The sequence below is a fragment of the Thermoactinomyces mirandus genome (assembly GCF_013868055.1).
Lineage (GTDB): Bacteria > Bacillota > Bacilli > Thermoactinomycetales > Thermoactinomycetaceae > Thermoactinomyces > Thermoactinomyces mirandus.
In genome coordinates this window covers 1-16,570 of the sequence record NZ_JACEOL010000035.1, presented here as the reverse complement: position 1 = coordinate 16,570, position 16,570 = coordinate 1, and the positions used below count along the sequence as shown (strand labels likewise).

Sequence of the window (16,570 nt, the reverse complement as noted above, 5' to 3'; positions counted from 1 at the left end):
ACCCGTTCCACTCTTTGTGCCGGTTTGTGTGGAAAGAAAAAACGTTTATGTGCGGAAAGCGGAAGGTCAGTCATAAAGAGGAATATAGAGGATGGGGGAAGAAATATACGAAAATTCAACAAATAATGTTCGCGAAGAAGGCAGGTACACTTTCGGTTTCCGATTGATGGTTCAGTTTCGGATGAACCCAAAGGCACCTGCCTTCACCTTGTGCTCTGTACTCTGTTCAGTACCCAAAGATACATCAACCTCGATTCATCTTGAATTTAAAGGCCTAAAATGATTTTGGCAATCGTCATATAGATGATCAGTCCGGTACCATCGACAAGGGTGCTGATCAGCGGACCGGAAACTACGGCCGGGTCTGCATGCAGACGGTCCAGAATGAGAGGCAATGCAGCCGCAACCAGTGATGACCACAGCACGATAAACATGGCGGCAAACGCGACCACATATGCGATATCAAAGCTGACTCCCATCACATATGCCCGCAGGAACCCGATCAGCCCGAGCGAAATACCCAACAGCAAACCCGCGATCAATTCTTTCCGAATCACGCGAAACAGGTCATGGAATTTTACCTCCCCAACCCCCAGGGCCCTGATCAGGGTGGTGACGATCTGTGAACCGGTATTTCCGCCAGTTCCGATCAATAAGGGAATGAAAAATGACAGGGCAACGACTTTGTCCAGCGTGTTCTGGTAACTTTCCAGTACCGTTGCCGTATAGGCTCCTCCAATAAACAGAACAAGCAGCCACAAAATCCGTTTCCGGTACAGGCTCCAGACCGAAGTTTTAAAATATGGCTCTGTCAGGGGTTGGCTGCCCCCGATTTTCTGGATATCTTCTGTCGCTTCATCCTGAATGACCTCAACCAGATCGTCGTACGTAATAATTCCAATCAGCCGGGTCTGCCTGTCAACTACGGGGACGGCGTAAAAACCGTAACGGGACAAGATCGAGGCCACGTCTTCCTGTTCCATCTCGGCCGGAACCGAAATAATGTCCGTTTTGGCGATGTTCGCGATTTGTGTTTGCGGATCTGCCAGAATTATTTCCTTTAACGAGACTACACCGAACAGTTTTCCACGTTTGTCTGTCACATAGATGTAAGAGATAATCTCTGCTTCGTACCCGACTTTCCGGATATGCCGGATTGTCTGTTCGCCGGTCCAGTAAGCGCGTGCGGAAACATAGTCCACCGTCATCAGACTGCCTGCGGTATATTCGGGATAGTTCATCAAATCATTGATTTTCTGCCGGTAATCTTCGGGCAGAAGCTGAAGCAGTTTCTTGGCCTGCAGCGGATGGATGGCAAGTAACAGGTCGACAACCATGTCACTCGACATTTGCTTCAACAGCGGAGAAGCAAGCGAATGATCCAGCCGGTTCAAGAGGTGGTATTGAAGTTCCGGTTCGAGATATTCAAGCATTTCCGCGGCATTTACCAGAGACAGGCTGGAGATCAGTTCCAGTTGCTCACTTTCATCCATATCACGCAAAATTTCAGACAAATCATAGGGTTGCATTTTGTTCAGGAGTTCATTTAACCTTTTGGTTTCCCTGTTTGAGAAGATAAGGGTTTGCAATTCCTCCTTTTGTACAGCTTGATTCATCCTTTTCCCCCCTTTTGAAAAATAAAAAATCCACTCTGTTTTTAGAGGGGAGACATTGCAAATAAGCTCATGACCATGAGCAAATTGTTTATCTCCCTCATTGAGCTTTGGCACTGAACGGCATAGGTTGTAAAAAAACCAGCTACATTAGAAAAGACCTTCGTTCCGATCTTTCCTGCTGACCCATTGGCGTCTCTCGACATTTTTGGGCAGTAGCATGTCTCCGTACAGGAGCCTCACCTAACAGAGATAAGGACAATTGGTATATGTTTTCAGAATCGTAGTCAGTATAACGCTTGATTTTGTGACTTGTCAATTCATTTTATGTTGAAATTAAATAAAGTGTGTACGAAATAACTTTCCATAGAATGGCAGCCATTGAATTTTTATAGAAAATTCAGTATAATATACTTATATTTATTTTATTAAATTAGGTGTGATTTGATGAAAGCAGTCGTGCCAGTTCTGTCCCGGTCTGATTGTTATAGAAGTAAATTCCTTTTTGGAAAGGGGATGCCTGGATGAACGGGAACCACAAACAGTTAGAACGGGCGATTGCCGAGATTACCGAGATTGCAAAAGGTTTTGGCCTTGACTTTTATCCCATGCGTTATGAAATCTGTCCGGCTGATATCATATATACTTTTGGCGCATACGGCATGCCAACACGCTTTTCCCATTGGAGTTTCGGGAAAGCCTTTCATAAGATGAAACTCCAGTACGATCTGAACCTGAGCAAAATCTATGAACTGGTAATCAACTCCAATCCCTGTTATGCCTTTTTGCTGAAAGGAAACAGTTTGACACAAAACAAGCTGATTGTTGCCCATGTTTTGGCGCACTGCGATTTTTTCAAAAACAATGTCCGCTTCTCGGCCACCTCGAGGGATATGGTGGAAACCATGGCTGCCAGCGCCGAACGGATCCGCCAGTATGAAATGAAATATGGAAAAGAAGCGGTGGAAGAATTTCTGGATCATGTGCTTGCAATTCAGGAGCATATCAATCCCAGCCTCCTCGACCTGAAGAACAGCAAACGGCGTCAGATACCGAGAGTGCCGCCGGCTTCACCGAAACGTTCCACTCCTTATGATGACCTGTGGGAACTGGATCACCTCAAAAATCCTCCAAAACCTCCTGTACCCAAAAAGAAACGTTTTCCCGAACAGCCTGAAAAAGACCTGCTCATGTTTCTGATGGAAAACAGCCGGATCATGGAAGACTGGCATCAGGATATCCTGACCATCGTACGCAATGAAATGTTATATTTCTGGCCGCAGCTGGAAACCAAAATTATGAATGAGGGCTGGGCCTCTTACTGGCACATCCGGATTATGCGGGAACTGGATCTGGATGAGGAAGAAACGATTGAATTTGCCCGTTTGAATGCATCTGTCCTGCAGCCGTCGAAAACATCGATCAACCCGTATTACCTTGGTTTGAAAATATTTGAAGATATTGAACGGAGATGGAACAAGAGGGCGGAGAAAGAAAGAAAAGAACAAGGCATTTCAGCGAGTGACGGCCGGCAAAAGATTTTTGAGGTGAGGGAGCTGGACTCTGACATTTCATTTTTGCGCAATTACCTGACAAAAGAGCTGGTGGAAGAGCTGGATTTGTATGTGTTCCAGCGGCAGGGAAATGAATGGAAGGTGACCGACAAGAATTGGGAATCGGTCAGGGATGAACTGGTCAGGAGCCGGGTTAACGGCGGCCATCCCGTGATTGTGGTCGAAGACGGGGACTATTTGCAAAACGGGGAGTTATATCTGGTTCACCGCTATGAAGGAATTGAACTGGATATCAAATATCTGGAGAAAACGCTTCCGCATGTTTACGCATTATGGGGGCGCTCCGTTCACCTGGAAACGGTGATTGAGGGGCGGAAAGTCGTTTTCTGTTACAACGGGAAAAAATGTACCCGCCGGTTTTTGTGAAAAAAAGGTCCGCTTCGCCGGAAAGATGCTGAAGCGGACCTTTTTTTAATCAACGGGATTTTTGTTTTTCTGCTCATCCCCGTAATCAGGCTCTTCATGATTCTCCCGGCTCTCTTTATGCAAAGGCATGTTTGTGGAAGCGATGATCAATTGGTGTTCTTCTTCATGTTCACCACGGTTCTCAACAGTTTCCGGTTCGTCTGCATGAAGCGGGGTGTGATCAGCATGCTTGGTGTTTATCAGGGGAAATGCAGGAATTGAAGCAGCGCCCTGATCCGCGGAAGTTTCGGATTCTTCAGCCGGTTCGGTTGCCGGAATGGCCGAAGCGATATTTTCAGAATCGACGGATTGAATCATCCAATGAATGATTCCCTGGATGTGTTCGTCTGAAGGTTGTAGTCGATTGATCTGAATCAGGAAATATTCTTTGCTGTTTTGGGCCAGGCTTGCAAAACAGGCTGGATGATTGGTGACAGCTACAACGGCATAAGGTGATTTGACCGGTTGGTCCAGCAAAATCTTAAAAATCTGTTTGTCAAGATTTTCATCCAGCTCAAACTGTGCCAGGCCCGAGCAGATCACCGGCTGTTCGCTCACAAGAACGGGACGGAAATTCAGTTTCTCCAGTCCGATGGAATGATCGGCGATTTTCCCGGAGGTAACGGCATGATCCTGCAACAGTTCGGAAGAAATTGTATCAGGTTCAATATGGTTTTCCTGAATTTGCCGTTTGGCAATATGGCAGGATAAAATTCCATCATCCGCAATATGGCGCGGCAACACGGATTGATTGGCAATCTTGTCGGATGTGACGGCATTTTCCTGGATCAGCTCACTGGAAATGGTGTCGTGTTCCATATGAATTCCCTGGATTTGCCGTTTGGCAATGTGCCACGACCTGACCGAATCGTCGACAATGTGGCGCGGCAATACCGAATGGGAAGCCAGTTTATCCGACCCGACAAGATCGTTTTGCAGATGGTCTGCCGAAATCGCCTCTTCTGCGATATGTTGGCCGGAGATGGCATTTTCGGCAATATGTGCGCCTGCAATCTGCTGTACCCCGATATGACGGGACTCAATTGCATCCGTTGCTATATGCGGTGCCTGGACGGCGCCTTGCGCCAGCTTGCGAGCCTGAATCGCCTCGTCCTGGATCAGTTCGCTTGAAATGGCCTGATCCTGGAGATGGTGTCGGCCGATTTGCTTTTGGGCAATGTGTTCCGCCTTGACCGCCTCATCGGCAAGGTGGCGGGACTCAACCTGATCACTGGCAATTTTTTCACTGGTAATCGCCTGATCTTTCAGATGGCGGGTCTGAATTTGCTCACTTTTGAGATGGTGTGCCTCGATGGCCTGATCTGCAATATGCTGTCTTTCGATCACGGCATGATCCAGCTTGTTTTTTGTAATCGCTCCGTCAACGATATGATTGGACTGAACTGCAAATGGAGCGATATGGTGTCCAAGGACAGCTTCGGAAGTGATATGTTTTCCCTGAATGCTTTCATTGGTCAATTTTTCCCCACTGATCGTTTCATTGGCGATATGCCCACCCTTGATTTGCTCCTGTTCGATGTGTTTTCCCAGAATGATCTGTTCATCCAGATGTTCTTTCTTGATGGTGTGGTGTCCGATTTTTTCGGATGTGACACAGCCATTGGCCAGTTTGTCGGAAGTGATGGCATAATCATTGATTTTATCTGAAGATACCGATTCGGGGGCCAGCTTGGAGGTTGAAATGGAATGGTCGATCAGCTTGGAACCGGAAATGGAATGGTTGGCAAGATGCTGCTCGTTGATGCTCGCATCCTGGATATGGCGCTGATTGATGCAATTTTCCTGTAAATGCTGCTCCCCGATGATTTTTTTATTCAGGTGTTTTGCCTGAATTGCCTGTTCCTGAATGCTTTCGGAGCCAATGCTGTTTGGCATGATCTGTTGGTTACCGACGGAACCGGGAGCCAGATGTTCATTAGTGATGATATTTGGATTCAAATGTTCCTGGAGGATGGACTGTTTTTGCAAATGTTGGCTGGTAACGGAATCAAAAGTCAGCTTTTCTCCCGGAATGGACTGCTCTTTCAAATGTTGCGGGCTGATGGTGCGTTCCTGAAGATGAGCACTTTGTATTGCTCCAGGGCGAATATGTCTGGAATCGATCGACTGGGGAGCAATTTTTTCACTGGTGATGGCATCGTTCTGGATTTTGTTTCCAGAAACCGATTCATCTGCCAGTTTTGCCTGGTTGACCACTTCATTCTCCAGATGAATGGTGCGGATGGAACCGCTCTTCAATTTTTCCCCGCTGATGGCTTGGTCGGCCAGATGTTCATTCTGAATATGGCCGATTGCCAAATGTTTCCCCTGGATGGTCCGGTTTCTGATCTTGCTTTCCGTAATGCTGTGATCCAGCAATTTGCTGCCGGGAATTTCATTATCCTTGATGTGTTTGGCCTCAATAGCCTCTTTTTTAATGTGCTTCTGGTCGATGGCATCATGATCCAGATGGAAGTCCCGAATAGCCCGTTTCGCAATTTTCTGGGATGTCACCGCTTCATTTTTCAGTTTTGACTCTGTGACGGCTGCCTGTTCCAGATGGTCTGTATTAATGCTTTCCGGTTTGATCTTGTCTCCATTAATGGACCGGTTGGCGATTTTTTCGCCTGTAACCGCAGAGTCTGCGATGTCATTGGTATAAATGGGGGAAGTTGCCTGGCGAAGTTCACGGTTTGGCGCAGGTTTGCTTCTGTTTTCTTTCGACGGTGCGGCTGATTCCCCGGGTTTTTCTTCCTGACCGTTACCACCCCATTTTTTTTCGATTTCTGCCTGTTCAAGCCTGATCAGTTCCTCCAGAATCCTTTCATCCATATAGGGGGAAGGTTTTTCTCTTTTTCTGGCCGGATAGGACTTTTTCCTTTTCAACGGTCGAACCCCTTTCTGTCAACATTTTGCGCTCTCTTACAGGTATATGCATGAGGCGGAAAAGTGGAAACCTGTCAATGTAAAAAAATGGGATACTTTTATTTGATAGGGTTTTCAGCGATAACCATTTATTGCCTATTAAAACAAAAAAAATCTGTGTTAACATGTGTCTAGCTTATGGAGTGGCAAAAATGGAAGAGGAGGATATGATGCCAAACAGTAAGAAATTGAAAAAATGGGGAATTACTGTCGTAGCATCTCTCGTTATTTCTGTGGGCTTTCCAGCAGGGATTACCCATGCGGCAACTCTTGACACGAAAAATGTTCAATCAATTATCACTCAAATCTTCAGTCAGTTTGGCTGGAAATGGGATGCAGGCAAAATTGCCAATGCCCAACCAGTAAATACGCAAACATCGCAATCTGGAAAATCTTTGAATCAAACAGAAACTTCTGATCATGAGACAAATACAGAAAACAATGACGCAACTGCAAAAGAAACAAAGCAGGAACAATCAAATGAACTACAGGCAGCATTAGCAGACAAAATTATTGCTACCGGTGAAAAATACCTTGGAACCCCCTATGAATTTGGAGCAAAATCCGGACAAACCAATACGTTTGATTGTTCATCCTTTGTTCAGCATGTATATAAAGAAAATGGAATTGATTTGCCGCGCAACTCCCGCCAACAATCACAGGTAGGACAAACAGTAAGCAAATCGGAAATTCAAAAAGGGGATTTGTTGTTCTTCGAACTACGCAGCAACCCCGGACGGATTGGTCATGTAGGCATTTATGCCGGAAACAACAAAATTTTGCATACCTGGGGACCAGGCGGTGTCCGGTATGATGATCTGTCCGATGGCTGGTTAAAAGAAGGCTTTGTAAAAGCTAAACGTGTGATTCAGTAAGCGACAATTGGGATTGAAAATACGTTGCCGCTCCAAAATATAAAGTGACTGTCCAGCATGATTCTGGGCAGTCGCTTTATTTTTGCCGTGATATCTAGCTTTGTCCAATTTCCAGTGAATGGGCTTCATTTGTGGCAGAAGTTCCCTTTTTAAGTACGTCGTCAGGATTGAAGTTTCCGCCTCCCAACCAGAAAGTGGGCTTGCCGGTTGGCCCTTTGGAAAGGAAAAAGGCCACCAGCCCGCAAGTAAAGCAAAGTTTCAGACTGGCAATGTTATCCAGGGCGACGCGGGCATATACTTTTCCCAGCGAAGCCATGGCCTGCTTCAGTAACTTTTCTCCAACCCCTTTTTGCCGGTAATCGGGATGAACGGCAATAAAGGATTCTTCAATGCCATAGTTTCCAAATACGATGATGCCGGCTACTTTTTTGCCATCATAGGCAGCGGCGATATAAGAGTTTTCCTTGAAATTTTCAGCCGTTTGCTGGTTGAACCATCTCATCGCCCGATAGGTGATTCTTCCGTCACCATAACATTTCATAAAGCGGAGGATCGGTTTTTTGATGCGATGGAGTGCCTGTGGCGGAAATGGATGGATTTTCATGTTGCCGTCCCCTCCGACTGGTGTGAAAACCCGCTCAAATAGAGAGAATATTCAATGATGCGCTGCAAGGAACGTTTGCGAATTTCCGGTTCATCAAACTTCATCGGTTTGGAATTGGCTTCAAAAATCCAGAGGGTTCCATCTGATTCAATTCCCAGATCCATTGACATTTCGCCAAGCAGGGATTGCTGCTGGGCTTCAATGAATTGCGCGGTGCCAATTCCTATATTTTCTATTTTTTTCTTGATCCGGTTCTTTTCTTTTCCAAAAACCTTGTCAAGAACGGTATCAAACTTTTCAATCCGCCCGCCCATGGGTACATGGGTGGAGATTGCTTCTGACCCGGCAATGCGGATTCCCATACCGGTCAATTTCCATTGCCCGTGGATGTTTTTTTGCAAAAGGATCCGAATATCAAAGGGATTGCCGTGATATTTGGCCAAGGGGATTCCCTGCTGCAAAATATAGTCGCTTTTCAGTTTCAGCCGGTTGAACAGCAGCCAGACTTCTTTCAGTGTCCGGATCTGAAAACGCCTTTTCCGGGACTTGGTCTGGAAGGACAGTTCATAGTTTTTCCTCTGTTTCACCAGCCGCATTATCCGGATTCCCGCTTTTCCCTCGATTGGTTTGAGATAAAGGACCGGATGTCTGGAGATCATCTGCGCCAGTTGCATCGGGCTGTGAAGTTTTACGGTTTCCGGCAAGAAACCGCTCAGTGATGGAGACTGGGAAAGCTGTCTGAACAAGGTCCATTTATCAAAAAAGCCGGGATTAAACAAATAAACGCCGGGAGTTTGTTGAATTCGTCTGATGGCCTGCTGGACTTCGGGAGATTTTTCAACCATTCGATTGGGAACGCGATTGTATACCACATTGGGAAACGGGAGCTTGGCTGTGCGCCACCTCAATCGGGGCGAATGATGATCCAGTAAATATCCGGTGACGGTTGTCCCGTTGTCCATTCCCTGTGGGGTGAGTACATACACGGTGACGCCCATGCTTCGCCCAGTCCGGATCAAATCCGCAAAATTTTGCTGGTTTCCCCCAAACGGTTTTTTGTTGTCGGATGTCAGGATGGCAATAAAAGGTCCCACTTTGTAAGTTTTTCGGGATAAGTGTTTAATGCGGGCAGGAGCGTATAAAGCCTTGTCGTATTTTACGGAAGGGTTGAATCTGATTTTGGCCCGCGTGTTATGGCCGATAATCGCAGGGACCATGCCAGGAAAAAAATTTCGTTGATAACGTTTCAGCGGAACAAATTCCAGGGGCTGTCTTTTGGGCCCGATCGATAACCAGCCAGTTTTGGGTATATTCAAGGATTCGCCCCCCTTTTAAATGAAATTGGTCAAATTCAAACAATAATCAGTTATATATTTGGCAGATCTGCGTCCGGCTTCGCGCAGACTCGGGTGCAGGAAAATGTGTCTTCCCGGTTTTGCATTCACTTCAAAGAGCCAGACGCGGCCATTACGGTCCACGCCCATATCCAGTCCCAATTCTCCCAGAGGCCCGTCAATTTTTTCTTCCAGAGTTCGAGCGATCAGAATCGCAGAACGCACGATCATTTTTTTCACTTCAAAAGCGTGGTGGCGGAACGTTTTACCAAGCAGCTGATCGGTGCTGATGACAGATCCCCCGGTTCTTACGTGGGTTGTGATACTGCCAAATCCCGCCGCTTTCGAACCGATCGCCACAACATTCCAGTTGCCCCCGGCATCTTTATGCATATGGACGCGAAAATCAACAGGGCGATTGTTATGCCGGATCAATCGGATTCCTTGCTGGACAAGATACTTTTTGAACCGGGGAGAGTCGATACTTCCGAAATAATGTTGGATCAACGCTTCCAATGACCGGAACAAATGGAGAACATTCCTGTTTCCCTGATGGAACCGGCAATAGTATCCTTTCCCCGGATGGTGGGTGATTCGGAAGATGCCGAGCCCCAGGCTGCCTCCACTGGGCTTGAGATAAACCATCTGGTATTCGTCCAGCATGGATTTGAGCACCTGCAAAGTGGGAGGCAAAAAGGTTTCCGGCATAAACGTTGATGTCAACGGGTGGGTGCTCAGCATTTTATGAATGGACCATTTGTTAAAGAATCCCTGATTAAATACTTTGCAATTGGTCGTTTGTTTAAAGCGCCTTAGGCAAGATTGCACCTGGGCAAGAGACTCTGCCCGGCGGTTGGGCACCCGTTCATAAATGACGTCAGGGAACGGAGACTGGAATCGCTGCCACCGGTTTTGAATAAAATACCATCCCCATACCGTCTGGTTGTTCCAATTTACCATTTCCGGAGTAAATACATAGAAAAGGGGTTTTTCGTGAGCACCTGCCTGGATGAAGCTGCGGAACAGTTGTGAACGCCTGCCGAATGGCTGGTCCTGATTACCACAGAATCCGGTAGTCAGAATGCCGATCACCGGACCGAATTTCAAGGTCTTGTCGGAATAAAGAGCGCGAATTGTTCCCGGATATGGAAAAGAAAGCTGTTTGGCCACATCCGATGAAAGAAAAATTTTGTGTCCGGTCACGCTGGCAGTCAAAATACGGGCAATCACCGTTTTATTGCCAAGTTGCACTTTAATGGACTGTCCGTTTTTGCACCCCCAATGCTTCCACAGTGTTTGACTGATCACGATTGCTTTGGCCGGAGTTTTGGAGTGAATCCGTATTTGACAAAGGATTGAATTCATACTGACCCTCCTAGCTGTTCAATAAAGCGTAAGCATATTGAATGGGAAACTGGACTGCGCGCCGACGTACTTCCAGTTCTCCCGTTTTCAGGAAAATGGATCGCCCGGGCTTTGAATTGACTTCAAGAATCCAGACATGCCCCTGCTGGTCAATGCCCAGATCCAGTCCGAGTTCTACCAGGGGACCGTGATTTTGTTCAATAAACGGGGGAACCGTTTCACTCAGGAACCGAATAATCGAGGTGATTTTTTCTGCTTCAGAGAAGGGATAATGTTGGTGAAGAAAATTCTTGAATGATACCGCCTGCCCTCCCCCGTGCAAATTGGAAGTGACAGAGTTTGGCTTGCCGACGCGAATCGCAAGTCCGGTTGTTTCCCATTCTTTCCGGTAGTTTTTCTGTACCAGGATCCGAACATCAAAAGGTCTGTGATCCGGCGTGAATAATGACAGGAGCGGCTGCATGATATAGCGCGTGTGTCTGATGGTTTGTTCAATCCATCGCATCAATTCAACTGGTGAGTGAATCCTCAAGGAGAAGGGTTCATTCAGTCGCGTGCGGCCTTTTAACAGAAAATGTGATGGCGTCCGGGTTATGGCAATAACACCTCTTCCATGGCTTCCTCCGTTTGGTTTGATCAGTATATTTGTGTATTTGCGAAGAAAAGGCCAAATATCCTGTGCGTGAACAAGCCGCTTCGTTTCGGGCAGATAGGACCGGATTTCAGGATGTTCATTCAGGATCAGGTACGTCTGGTATTTTCCACCCAGAGCCCTGCCCAGCAATCGGATCCGTGGGTCATTGATGATTTTTGACACATAGGGTTTATACTTCAGGTAATGATTGCCGTTGATATAATAGCAACGGTCATAGACCAGCACCGGCACGGGCACGGTTGCTTTTTCCCAGAAATTCTGCCTGCATTGCCATGCCGGGACCGTTCTTGTTTTCCAATTCACTTTGGCCGGATTAAATACACAAACTTCTAATCCCCATTTTCTTCCTTCGATTGCAAGCTGTGCAAAAAAACCGGCTTCGCCAAACGGAGGAGACCTTTTCACATTTTCATAACAGACCATGATTCCAAGAGTATTTATTTTATTATTTTCTGTCATCTTTGAATCCGCCTCCTCTTGATCCAGGAAATGGTGGAAGGCGCGGGAGGAGGAAAACTGTTTCCTTTATTTGTGAGATGCAGGACATATTCAATCAGGTGCAAAACCGACGGGCGGAAATGACTGGTTGGATTAATCACCGTATCATCCGTCTTGGAAGGTTTTGAATTGATTTCGATAAGCCATATTTTTCCGCTGGTATCAATCGCCAGATCGATGCCGAGTTCCGCAAAATGGCCATCCGCTGACTGTTCAAAAGACTTTGCGATATCCAAAGCGGTCATTCGCAGTTTGGCAAGTGACGGTTTGTACGGATAAGGCAATTCCCTCAGTACATCACCTGCTTTGCGAACCGTTCCTCCACGGGCCAGATTGGAAACAATATGCTGGCTGTTGGCGATCCGGGCAACTGCAGACGTGATTTTCCAAACTCCTTCCTTTCTTTTCTGTACCAAAATGCGGAAGTCGACGGGGCGATTCTCAAATTTCATCAGTTTCAGGCCTTGCTGGGCGATATACGGTTTTTTCCCGATCTTCTGCTGGAGGAATTGGATCATCTTGTAATTTGATCCCAGGGTGCGCCGGATGGTGCCGATCGATGTCGATGCCTGATAAATCCAGCCTTCCCTGGTTCTCGTCATCTTAATGATCCCGCTCCCCAGACTGCCATTGTTAGGTTTCAGATATACGGTCGGATATCGTTTGAAAAGAGAGAGAGATCTTTTGTCACGGAACAGGAACGTTTCGGGCAATTTGTGGCTGATCCGTTCATTTGTTGCCAGGATTTGGTACACCTGGTATTTATCTAAAAACCGTTCGTTAAACAAAGGGATTCTAAAATGATTTTTTATCAGGGAAAGTTTTCTTTGCAGGGTTTCTTGCTGCTCAACCCGTCTGGAAGTAATGCGGTTATAAATGACATCCGGAAGCGGATATGTGAACCTGCACCACTTTCTTTTCTGTTTGATCCAGGCAGTTGTCTCATTTTGGTTCAAATCCAGGTGTTCCGGCACAAATACGGCTATGCGGATTCCCCTGGACTGTCCGGCGGCAGTACATTCATCAAGAAATCTGGTCATCTGTCCAAATGGTTGGGCATGCTGCTCCTGAGGGTGGGTATTGATTAAAATGCCTAAAATCGGGCCGAATCGCAAGCGGAGAGAATGTGTGTCAAAGTGGGCTCGAATCAATGGCTGCTGGTTCATTTTCAATTGTTCGGCAAGATGAGAGCTGATTCGGATTAGTTTACTATTCATTTGGCCGAAAGCTACACGACCTTTGGCAACGGATGAACCAAACGCAATCCAGATCAAGGGGGTCCGGATTTCCAGTTTTTTGGCCAAAGCCTGACTCATCACCAGATCATAGTGGTGAGGAAACTGTTGTAGTGGTACGATTTGAATTTGGACTTTTGCCAGCCCCATGACAATCCCCTTCCGCCTGTAAAATACTAATTTATGGTATGTTGGGGAAAAGGGCGTGGTGAAAAAATCAGGCTTGGACGGGAAAAGGAGGTATGGAAAAATAAAAAGAAAATGGTAGGATGAAAAAAGGGAGGGATTTGAGATGGAGAATCCATATGATCTGGCGCATGAACTGGCGCGCAGTCTGCAGGCATCTTCTGTCTGTCGTGATGTAAAAAAAGCGCAGGACAGGCTGGACGAAAATCCCAAATATAAAGAAATGCTGCAAACTTTTGCCCGGAAAAGAATGGAGATGGAAACGCTCTATTTGCAGGGAAAGGAACCAACAGACGAGCAGAAAGAAGAAATGAAAACGTTAATGACGGCGATCCAGGGAGTTCCGGCAATAACGGAATACCTTGCTGCGGAAGAGCGGCTCAGGGTGATGCTCATGGATCTGGATCACATCATTTTTGAACCGGTCAAGCAAATATTGGGATCATTCCTGAAAAAGGAGGAGTCATGATGAAAATTACATATCATGGGCATTCTTGCTTTGCAATTGAAACCGGCGGGTATCATTTGTTGATCGATCCTTTTCTGACTGGAAATCCTTTGAGCCGGGTCCGGCCTGAGGAATTGAAAGCGGACTGGATCATCCTCACGCACGGCCACAATGACCACGTGGGAGATACAGTAGAGATCGCGAAACGAAATGATGCAACAGTTATTGCGCCCCATGAACTGTCAGTCTGGTTAGGCTGGCAAGGGTTAAAAACCCACGGCATGGCTGTTGGCGGAGGCTGTTATTTTGAATTTGGACACGTGAAACTGGTCAATGCCCTGCACGGTTCCGGATTTACCAATGATGGAGACAAACAGATCATTTATTTGGGTCCGGCCACCGGATTTGTTTTGACGGTCGAGGGAAAAACAATTTATCATGCAGGTGATACGGGGCTGTTTTCGGATATGAAACAAATCGGGAATGAAAAAGAAATTGATCTGGCCCTGTTGCCAATCGGCGATAACTTTACAATGGGACCGGATGACGCCCTGATCGCTGCAGAATGGATCAGGGCCAGACAGGTGATTCCGATGCATTACAATACATTCCCGCTCATTGAACAGGATGCCCGCGATTTTGTGAAGCGCCTGTCAGAAAAAGGAATTAAAGGGTATATCCTGGATATAGGGGAAAGTACTGACTTGTAAGATATCAATTTGTTAATTCATTGTAATCGGTTTGTAATATTTATCATCTAAAATAAATGAAGGATGAAAACCCCCTTTGGTAGAGATGGTTATGAAAGCCGTCTCTTTTTTTTGTGTTCATTTTGACCCGGGAAGTGATACTTGAGAGAAATGAAGAATAAGAATTGATAAATATTTTTTCGGGAGTGGTGTAAGTTGGGAAGCAAACAAAGTCTGGTTTTGCTGTGCTGTATCTCTCTCTTTTTGGTTGCTGCACCCCGGCTTCCCTATTTTGACGGGGGGAAAGAAACCCTGTTTTCTTTGTTGTGGTTGGCGGGGATTGTTCTGCATCTGGTTGCAAACATGCGCCAGATGAAAATGATGTTTCTTGTCCAGCGGAAAAAAGCCATGCAACAACGCTTTCGGATGGTGAAGATGAATGAAGTTGTGAAACATCGGAAGAAACAATGGCAGAAAGCCTGATCTGTTACTTTCTGACGGATGAGGCTGTTTTCATTTCGGCTTGAAGGAGCTTTTCATGAAAAGCTCTTTTTTTCTGTGTCTTATTTTATAATATAATATTTATAACAGAACAGACACAGATATCGGGAGAAGGAAGGGAAGTTTCGTGCCAACTAAACACGAACAGATTCTTCAGTACATTGAAAATTTGGATGTCGGGCATAAAATTTCGGTTCGTCAGATTGCCAAAGAGTTGCAGGTCAGCGATGGAACCGCTTACAGAGCGATTAAGGAAGCGGAGAAACAGGGCCTGGTCAATACCATTGAGCGCGTGGGTACCGTACGTATTGAAAAAAAGCATCGTTCTGATATTGAAAAGTTAACTTTTGCAGAAGTTGTAAACATTGTGGACGGGACAGTCCTGGGAGGCCGGGCCGGATTGTATAAAACGCTGAACCGTCTGGTGATCGGGGCAATGAAACTGGATGCCATGATCCGTTATGTTGAACCGGGAAATCTGCTTATTGTGGGGAATCGGGACAAAGCACATCTGCTTTCGCTCAACAGAGGTTCCGGTATACTCATCACAGGCGGGTTTGATGCTACAAGTGAAGTGAAAGAGTTGGCCGACAAACTGGAATTGCCTGTTATTTCCAGCAGTTATGATACCTTTACCGTGGCAACGATGATCAATCGCGCCATTTACGACCGGCTCATCAAAAAGGAAATCCTGATGGTGGAAGATGTTCTTAATAAAGACAAGCTTCCGTATCATTTGCGAGTGGGAGATACTATTTCCCGTTTTCATGAATTGTTGCTGGAAACCTCCCATAGCCGCTATCCTGTGACCGATGAACAGGGACGGGTGGTAGGAATTGTTACGGCCAAAGACGTAATGGGTTATTCACAGGACGAAAAAGTGCAAAAAGTGATGACGAAAAATCCGATTACGGTCCAGTTGAAAACTTCGTTGGCTTCGGCGGCCCATGAAATGGTCTGGGAAGGGATTGAACTGCTGCCGGTGGTCGATGAAGGACAGAAATTGCTTGGAGTGCTGAGCCGCCAGGATGTAATCAAATCTCTCCAGTACATGCAAAAACAACCGCAAGTTGGAGAAACGATCCAGGAACTGAGTTTCCGCGGCTTTACTGAATATGAAAAAAATGGGAAAACCGGATTTTTCGGGCGTGTGACTCCGCAAATGACTGACAGTTTGGGAACGCTGTGTACCGGGGTTTGCACGACGATATTTACCCAGGCGGCAATCCGGACACTTCGCCGAAAGCGGCGCGGAGATCTGGCGATTCACAATTTAACGCTTTATTTCCTGAAACCTGTTCCCATTGAGAGTGAAGTGGAAGTCTATTCCGAGATCCTGGATCTGGGACGAAAACAAGCCAGAATGGAAGTGGAGATGACCTCAGACAACCAGGTTGTGGCCAAGGCCCTGATTACCGCGCACCGGATTGATCGATAGAAAAAACGGGAGACATGGAATCAAACCATGTTTCTGAGGCTGTTGACAAAAGAAGGTCAACAGCCTTTTTTGTTGAATTAAAATATAAAAGCATCCCGAAGGAAGGTTTTACTATGTTCAGAACGAACACATCCAGAGAATTTCAACAAGAAATCGTCAACATAGAGGACCTTGTCCCTCAAGATCATCTGTTAAGAAAAATTAATGAAACGATTGACTTTTCTT

Annotated in this window: 14 protein-coding genes and 1 riboswitch; of the genes, 7 read left to right on the top strand and 7 right to left on the bottom strand. The window is 46.2% G+C overall.

Going from position 1 to position 16,570, the window contains the following annotated elements; all coding sequences use genetic code 11:
• Positions 1-266: 266 nt before the first annotated feature.
• Entirely contained in the window at positions 267-1,616 is a 1,350-nt protein-coding gene (gene mgtE, locus H2C83_RS11125) for a magnesium transporter (protein WP_181740724.1), read from the bottom strand.
• An 86-nt stretch (positions 1,617-1,702) separates the two neighbouring features.
• Positions 1,703-1,871: riboswitch (M-box (ykoK) riboswitch) on the bottom strand.
• Positions 1,872-2,137: 266 nt separating this feature from the next.
• Between mgtE and H2C83_RS11120 the strand changes: the two genes are divergently transcribed.
• Positions 2,138-3,553, top strand: a complete 1,416-nt coding sequence (locus H2C83_RS11120; RefSeq protein ID WP_181740722.1) for a SpoVR family protein — start codon at positions 2,138-2,140, stop codon at positions 3,551-3,553.
• A gap of 45 nt (positions 3,554-3,598) precedes the next feature.
• Here H2C83_RS11120 and H2C83_RS11115 read toward each other — a convergent pair whose 3' ends face one another.
• Positions 3,599-6,478: a WIAG-tail domain gene (locus tag H2C83_RS11115; RefSeq protein WP_181740720.1), complete on the bottom strand. Its 2,880-nt coding sequence runs from the start codon at positions 6,476-6,478 to the stop codon at positions 3,599-3,601.
• A 191-nt stretch (positions 6,479-6,669) separates the two neighbouring features.
• Here H2C83_RS11115 and H2C83_RS11110 point away from each other — a divergent pair, with 191 nt between their 5' ends.
• On the top strand, positions 6,670-7,392 hold the full coding sequence (locus H2C83_RS11110) for a C40 family peptidase (RefSeq protein WP_246333867.1): 723 nt from the start codon (positions 6,670-6,672) through the stop codon (positions 7,390-7,392).
• Between the two features lie 94 nt (positions 7,393-7,486).
• Here H2C83_RS11110 and H2C83_RS11105 read toward each other — a convergent pair whose 3' ends face one another.
• Genes H2C83_RS11105 through H2C83_RS11085 form a run of 5 tightly spaced genes read right to left on the bottom strand, consistent with a single transcriptional unit; the run spans position 7,487 to position 13,233 of the window.
• Entirely contained in the window at positions 7,487-7,996 is a 510-nt protein-coding gene (locus H2C83_RS11105; RefSeq protein WP_181740716.1) for a GNAT family N-acetyltransferase, read from the bottom strand.
• A complete protein-coding gene (locus H2C83_RS11100; RefSeq protein ID WP_181740714.1) occupies positions 7,993-9,312 on the bottom strand; it encodes a YheC/YheD family endospore coat-associated protein in 1,320 nt (439 codons plus the stop codon). Before H2C83_RS11100 ends, H2C83_RS11105 begins: the two co-directional genes overlap by 4 nt.
• 15 nt (positions 9,313-9,327) lie before the next feature.
• Positions 9,328-10,695, bottom strand: coding sequence for a YheC/YheD family endospore coat-associated protein (locus H2C83_RS11095; RefSeq protein WP_181740712.1), 1,368 nt, complete (start codon positions 10,693-10,695; stop codon positions 9,328-9,330).
• A 10-nt stretch (positions 10,696-10,705) separates the two neighbouring features.
• Positions 10,706-11,809, bottom strand: coding sequence for a YheC/YheD family endospore coat-associated protein (locus H2C83_RS11090; protein ID WP_181740710.1), 1,104 nt, complete (start codon positions 11,807-11,809; stop codon positions 10,706-10,708).
• Positions 11,806-13,233, bottom strand: coding sequence for a YheC/YheD family endospore coat-associated protein (locus H2C83_RS11085; RefSeq protein ID WP_181740708.1), 1,428 nt, complete (start codon positions 13,231-13,233; stop codon positions 11,806-11,808). Before H2C83_RS11085 ends, H2C83_RS11090 begins: the two co-directional genes overlap by 4 nt.
• 142 nt (positions 13,234-13,375) lie before the next feature.
• Here H2C83_RS11085 and H2C83_RS11080 point away from each other — a divergent pair, with 142 nt between their 5' ends.
• The 5 genes from H2C83_RS11080 to H2C83_RS17390 all read left to right on the top strand — a co-directional run.
• Positions 13,376-13,738, top strand: coding sequence for a YlbF/YmcA family competence regulator (locus H2C83_RS11080; RefSeq protein ID WP_181740705.1), 363 nt, complete (start codon positions 13,376-13,378; stop codon positions 13,736-13,738).
• The gene (locus H2C83_RS11075) at positions 13,738-14,427 is read left to right on the top strand and encodes a metal-dependent hydrolase (protein WP_181740772.1); all 690 of its coding nucleotides are present in this window, start codon (positions 13,738-13,740) and stop codon (positions 14,425-14,427) included. Before H2C83_RS11080 ends, H2C83_RS11075 begins: the two co-directional genes overlap by 1 nt.
• Positions 14,428-14,622: 195 nt before the next feature.
• Positions 14,623-14,889 carry a hypothetical protein gene (locus tag H2C83_RS11070; protein WP_181740703.1) on the top strand — a complete coding sequence of 89 codons (267 nt, stop codon included), beginning with the start codon at positions 14,623-14,625 and terminating at the stop codon, positions 14,887-14,889.
• A gap of 145 nt (positions 14,890-15,034) precedes the next feature.
• A complete protein-coding gene (locus H2C83_RS11065) occupies positions 15,035-16,345 on the top strand; it encodes a DRTGG domain-containing protein (RefSeq protein WP_181740701.1) in 1,311 nt (436 codons plus the stop codon).
• A 14-nt stretch (positions 16,346-16,359) separates the two neighbouring features.
• Positions 16,360-16,570, top strand: a 211-nt coding sequence (locus tag H2C83_RS17390; RefSeq protein WP_220184117.1) for a hypothetical protein, incomplete at its 3' end; no start/stop codon positions are given.

Bases quoted from the DNA above. Each gene is read 5' to 3' on its own strand.
- H2C83_RS11090 (WP_181740710.1), bottom strand. From the start codon at position 11,809: ATGACAGAAAATAATAAAATAAATACTCTTGGAATCATGGTCTGTTAT.
- mgtE (WP_181740724.1), bottom strand. From the start codon at position 1,616: ATGAATCAAGCTGTACAAAAGGAGGAATTGCAAACCCTTATCTTCTCA.
- H2C83_RS11110 (WP_246333867.1), top strand. From the start codon at position 6,670: ATGGAAGAGGAGGATATGATGCCAAACAGTAAGAAATTGAAAAAATGG.
- H2C83_RS11080 (WP_181740705.1), top strand. From the start codon at position 13,376: ATGGAGAATCCATATGATCTGGCGCATGAACTGGCGCGCAGTCTGCAG.
- H2C83_RS11095 (WP_181740712.1), bottom strand. From the start codon at position 10,695: ATGAATTCAATCCTTTGTCAAATACGGATTCACTCCAAAACTCCGGCC.
- H2C83_RS11120 (WP_181740722.1), top strand. From the start codon at position 2,138: ATGAACGGGAACCACAAACAGTTAGAACGGGCGATTGCCGAGATTACC.
- H2C83_RS11085 (WP_181740708.1), bottom strand. From the start codon at position 13,233: ATGGGGCTGGCAAAAGTCCAAATTCAAATCGTACCACTACAACAGTTT.
- H2C83_RS11105 (WP_181740716.1), bottom strand. From the start codon at position 7,996: ATGAAAATCCATCCATTTCCGCCACAGGCACTCCATCGCATCAAAAAA.
- H2C83_RS11075 (WP_181740772.1), top strand. From the start codon at position 13,738: ATGAAAATTACATATCATGGGCATTCTTGCTTTGCAATTGAAACCGGC.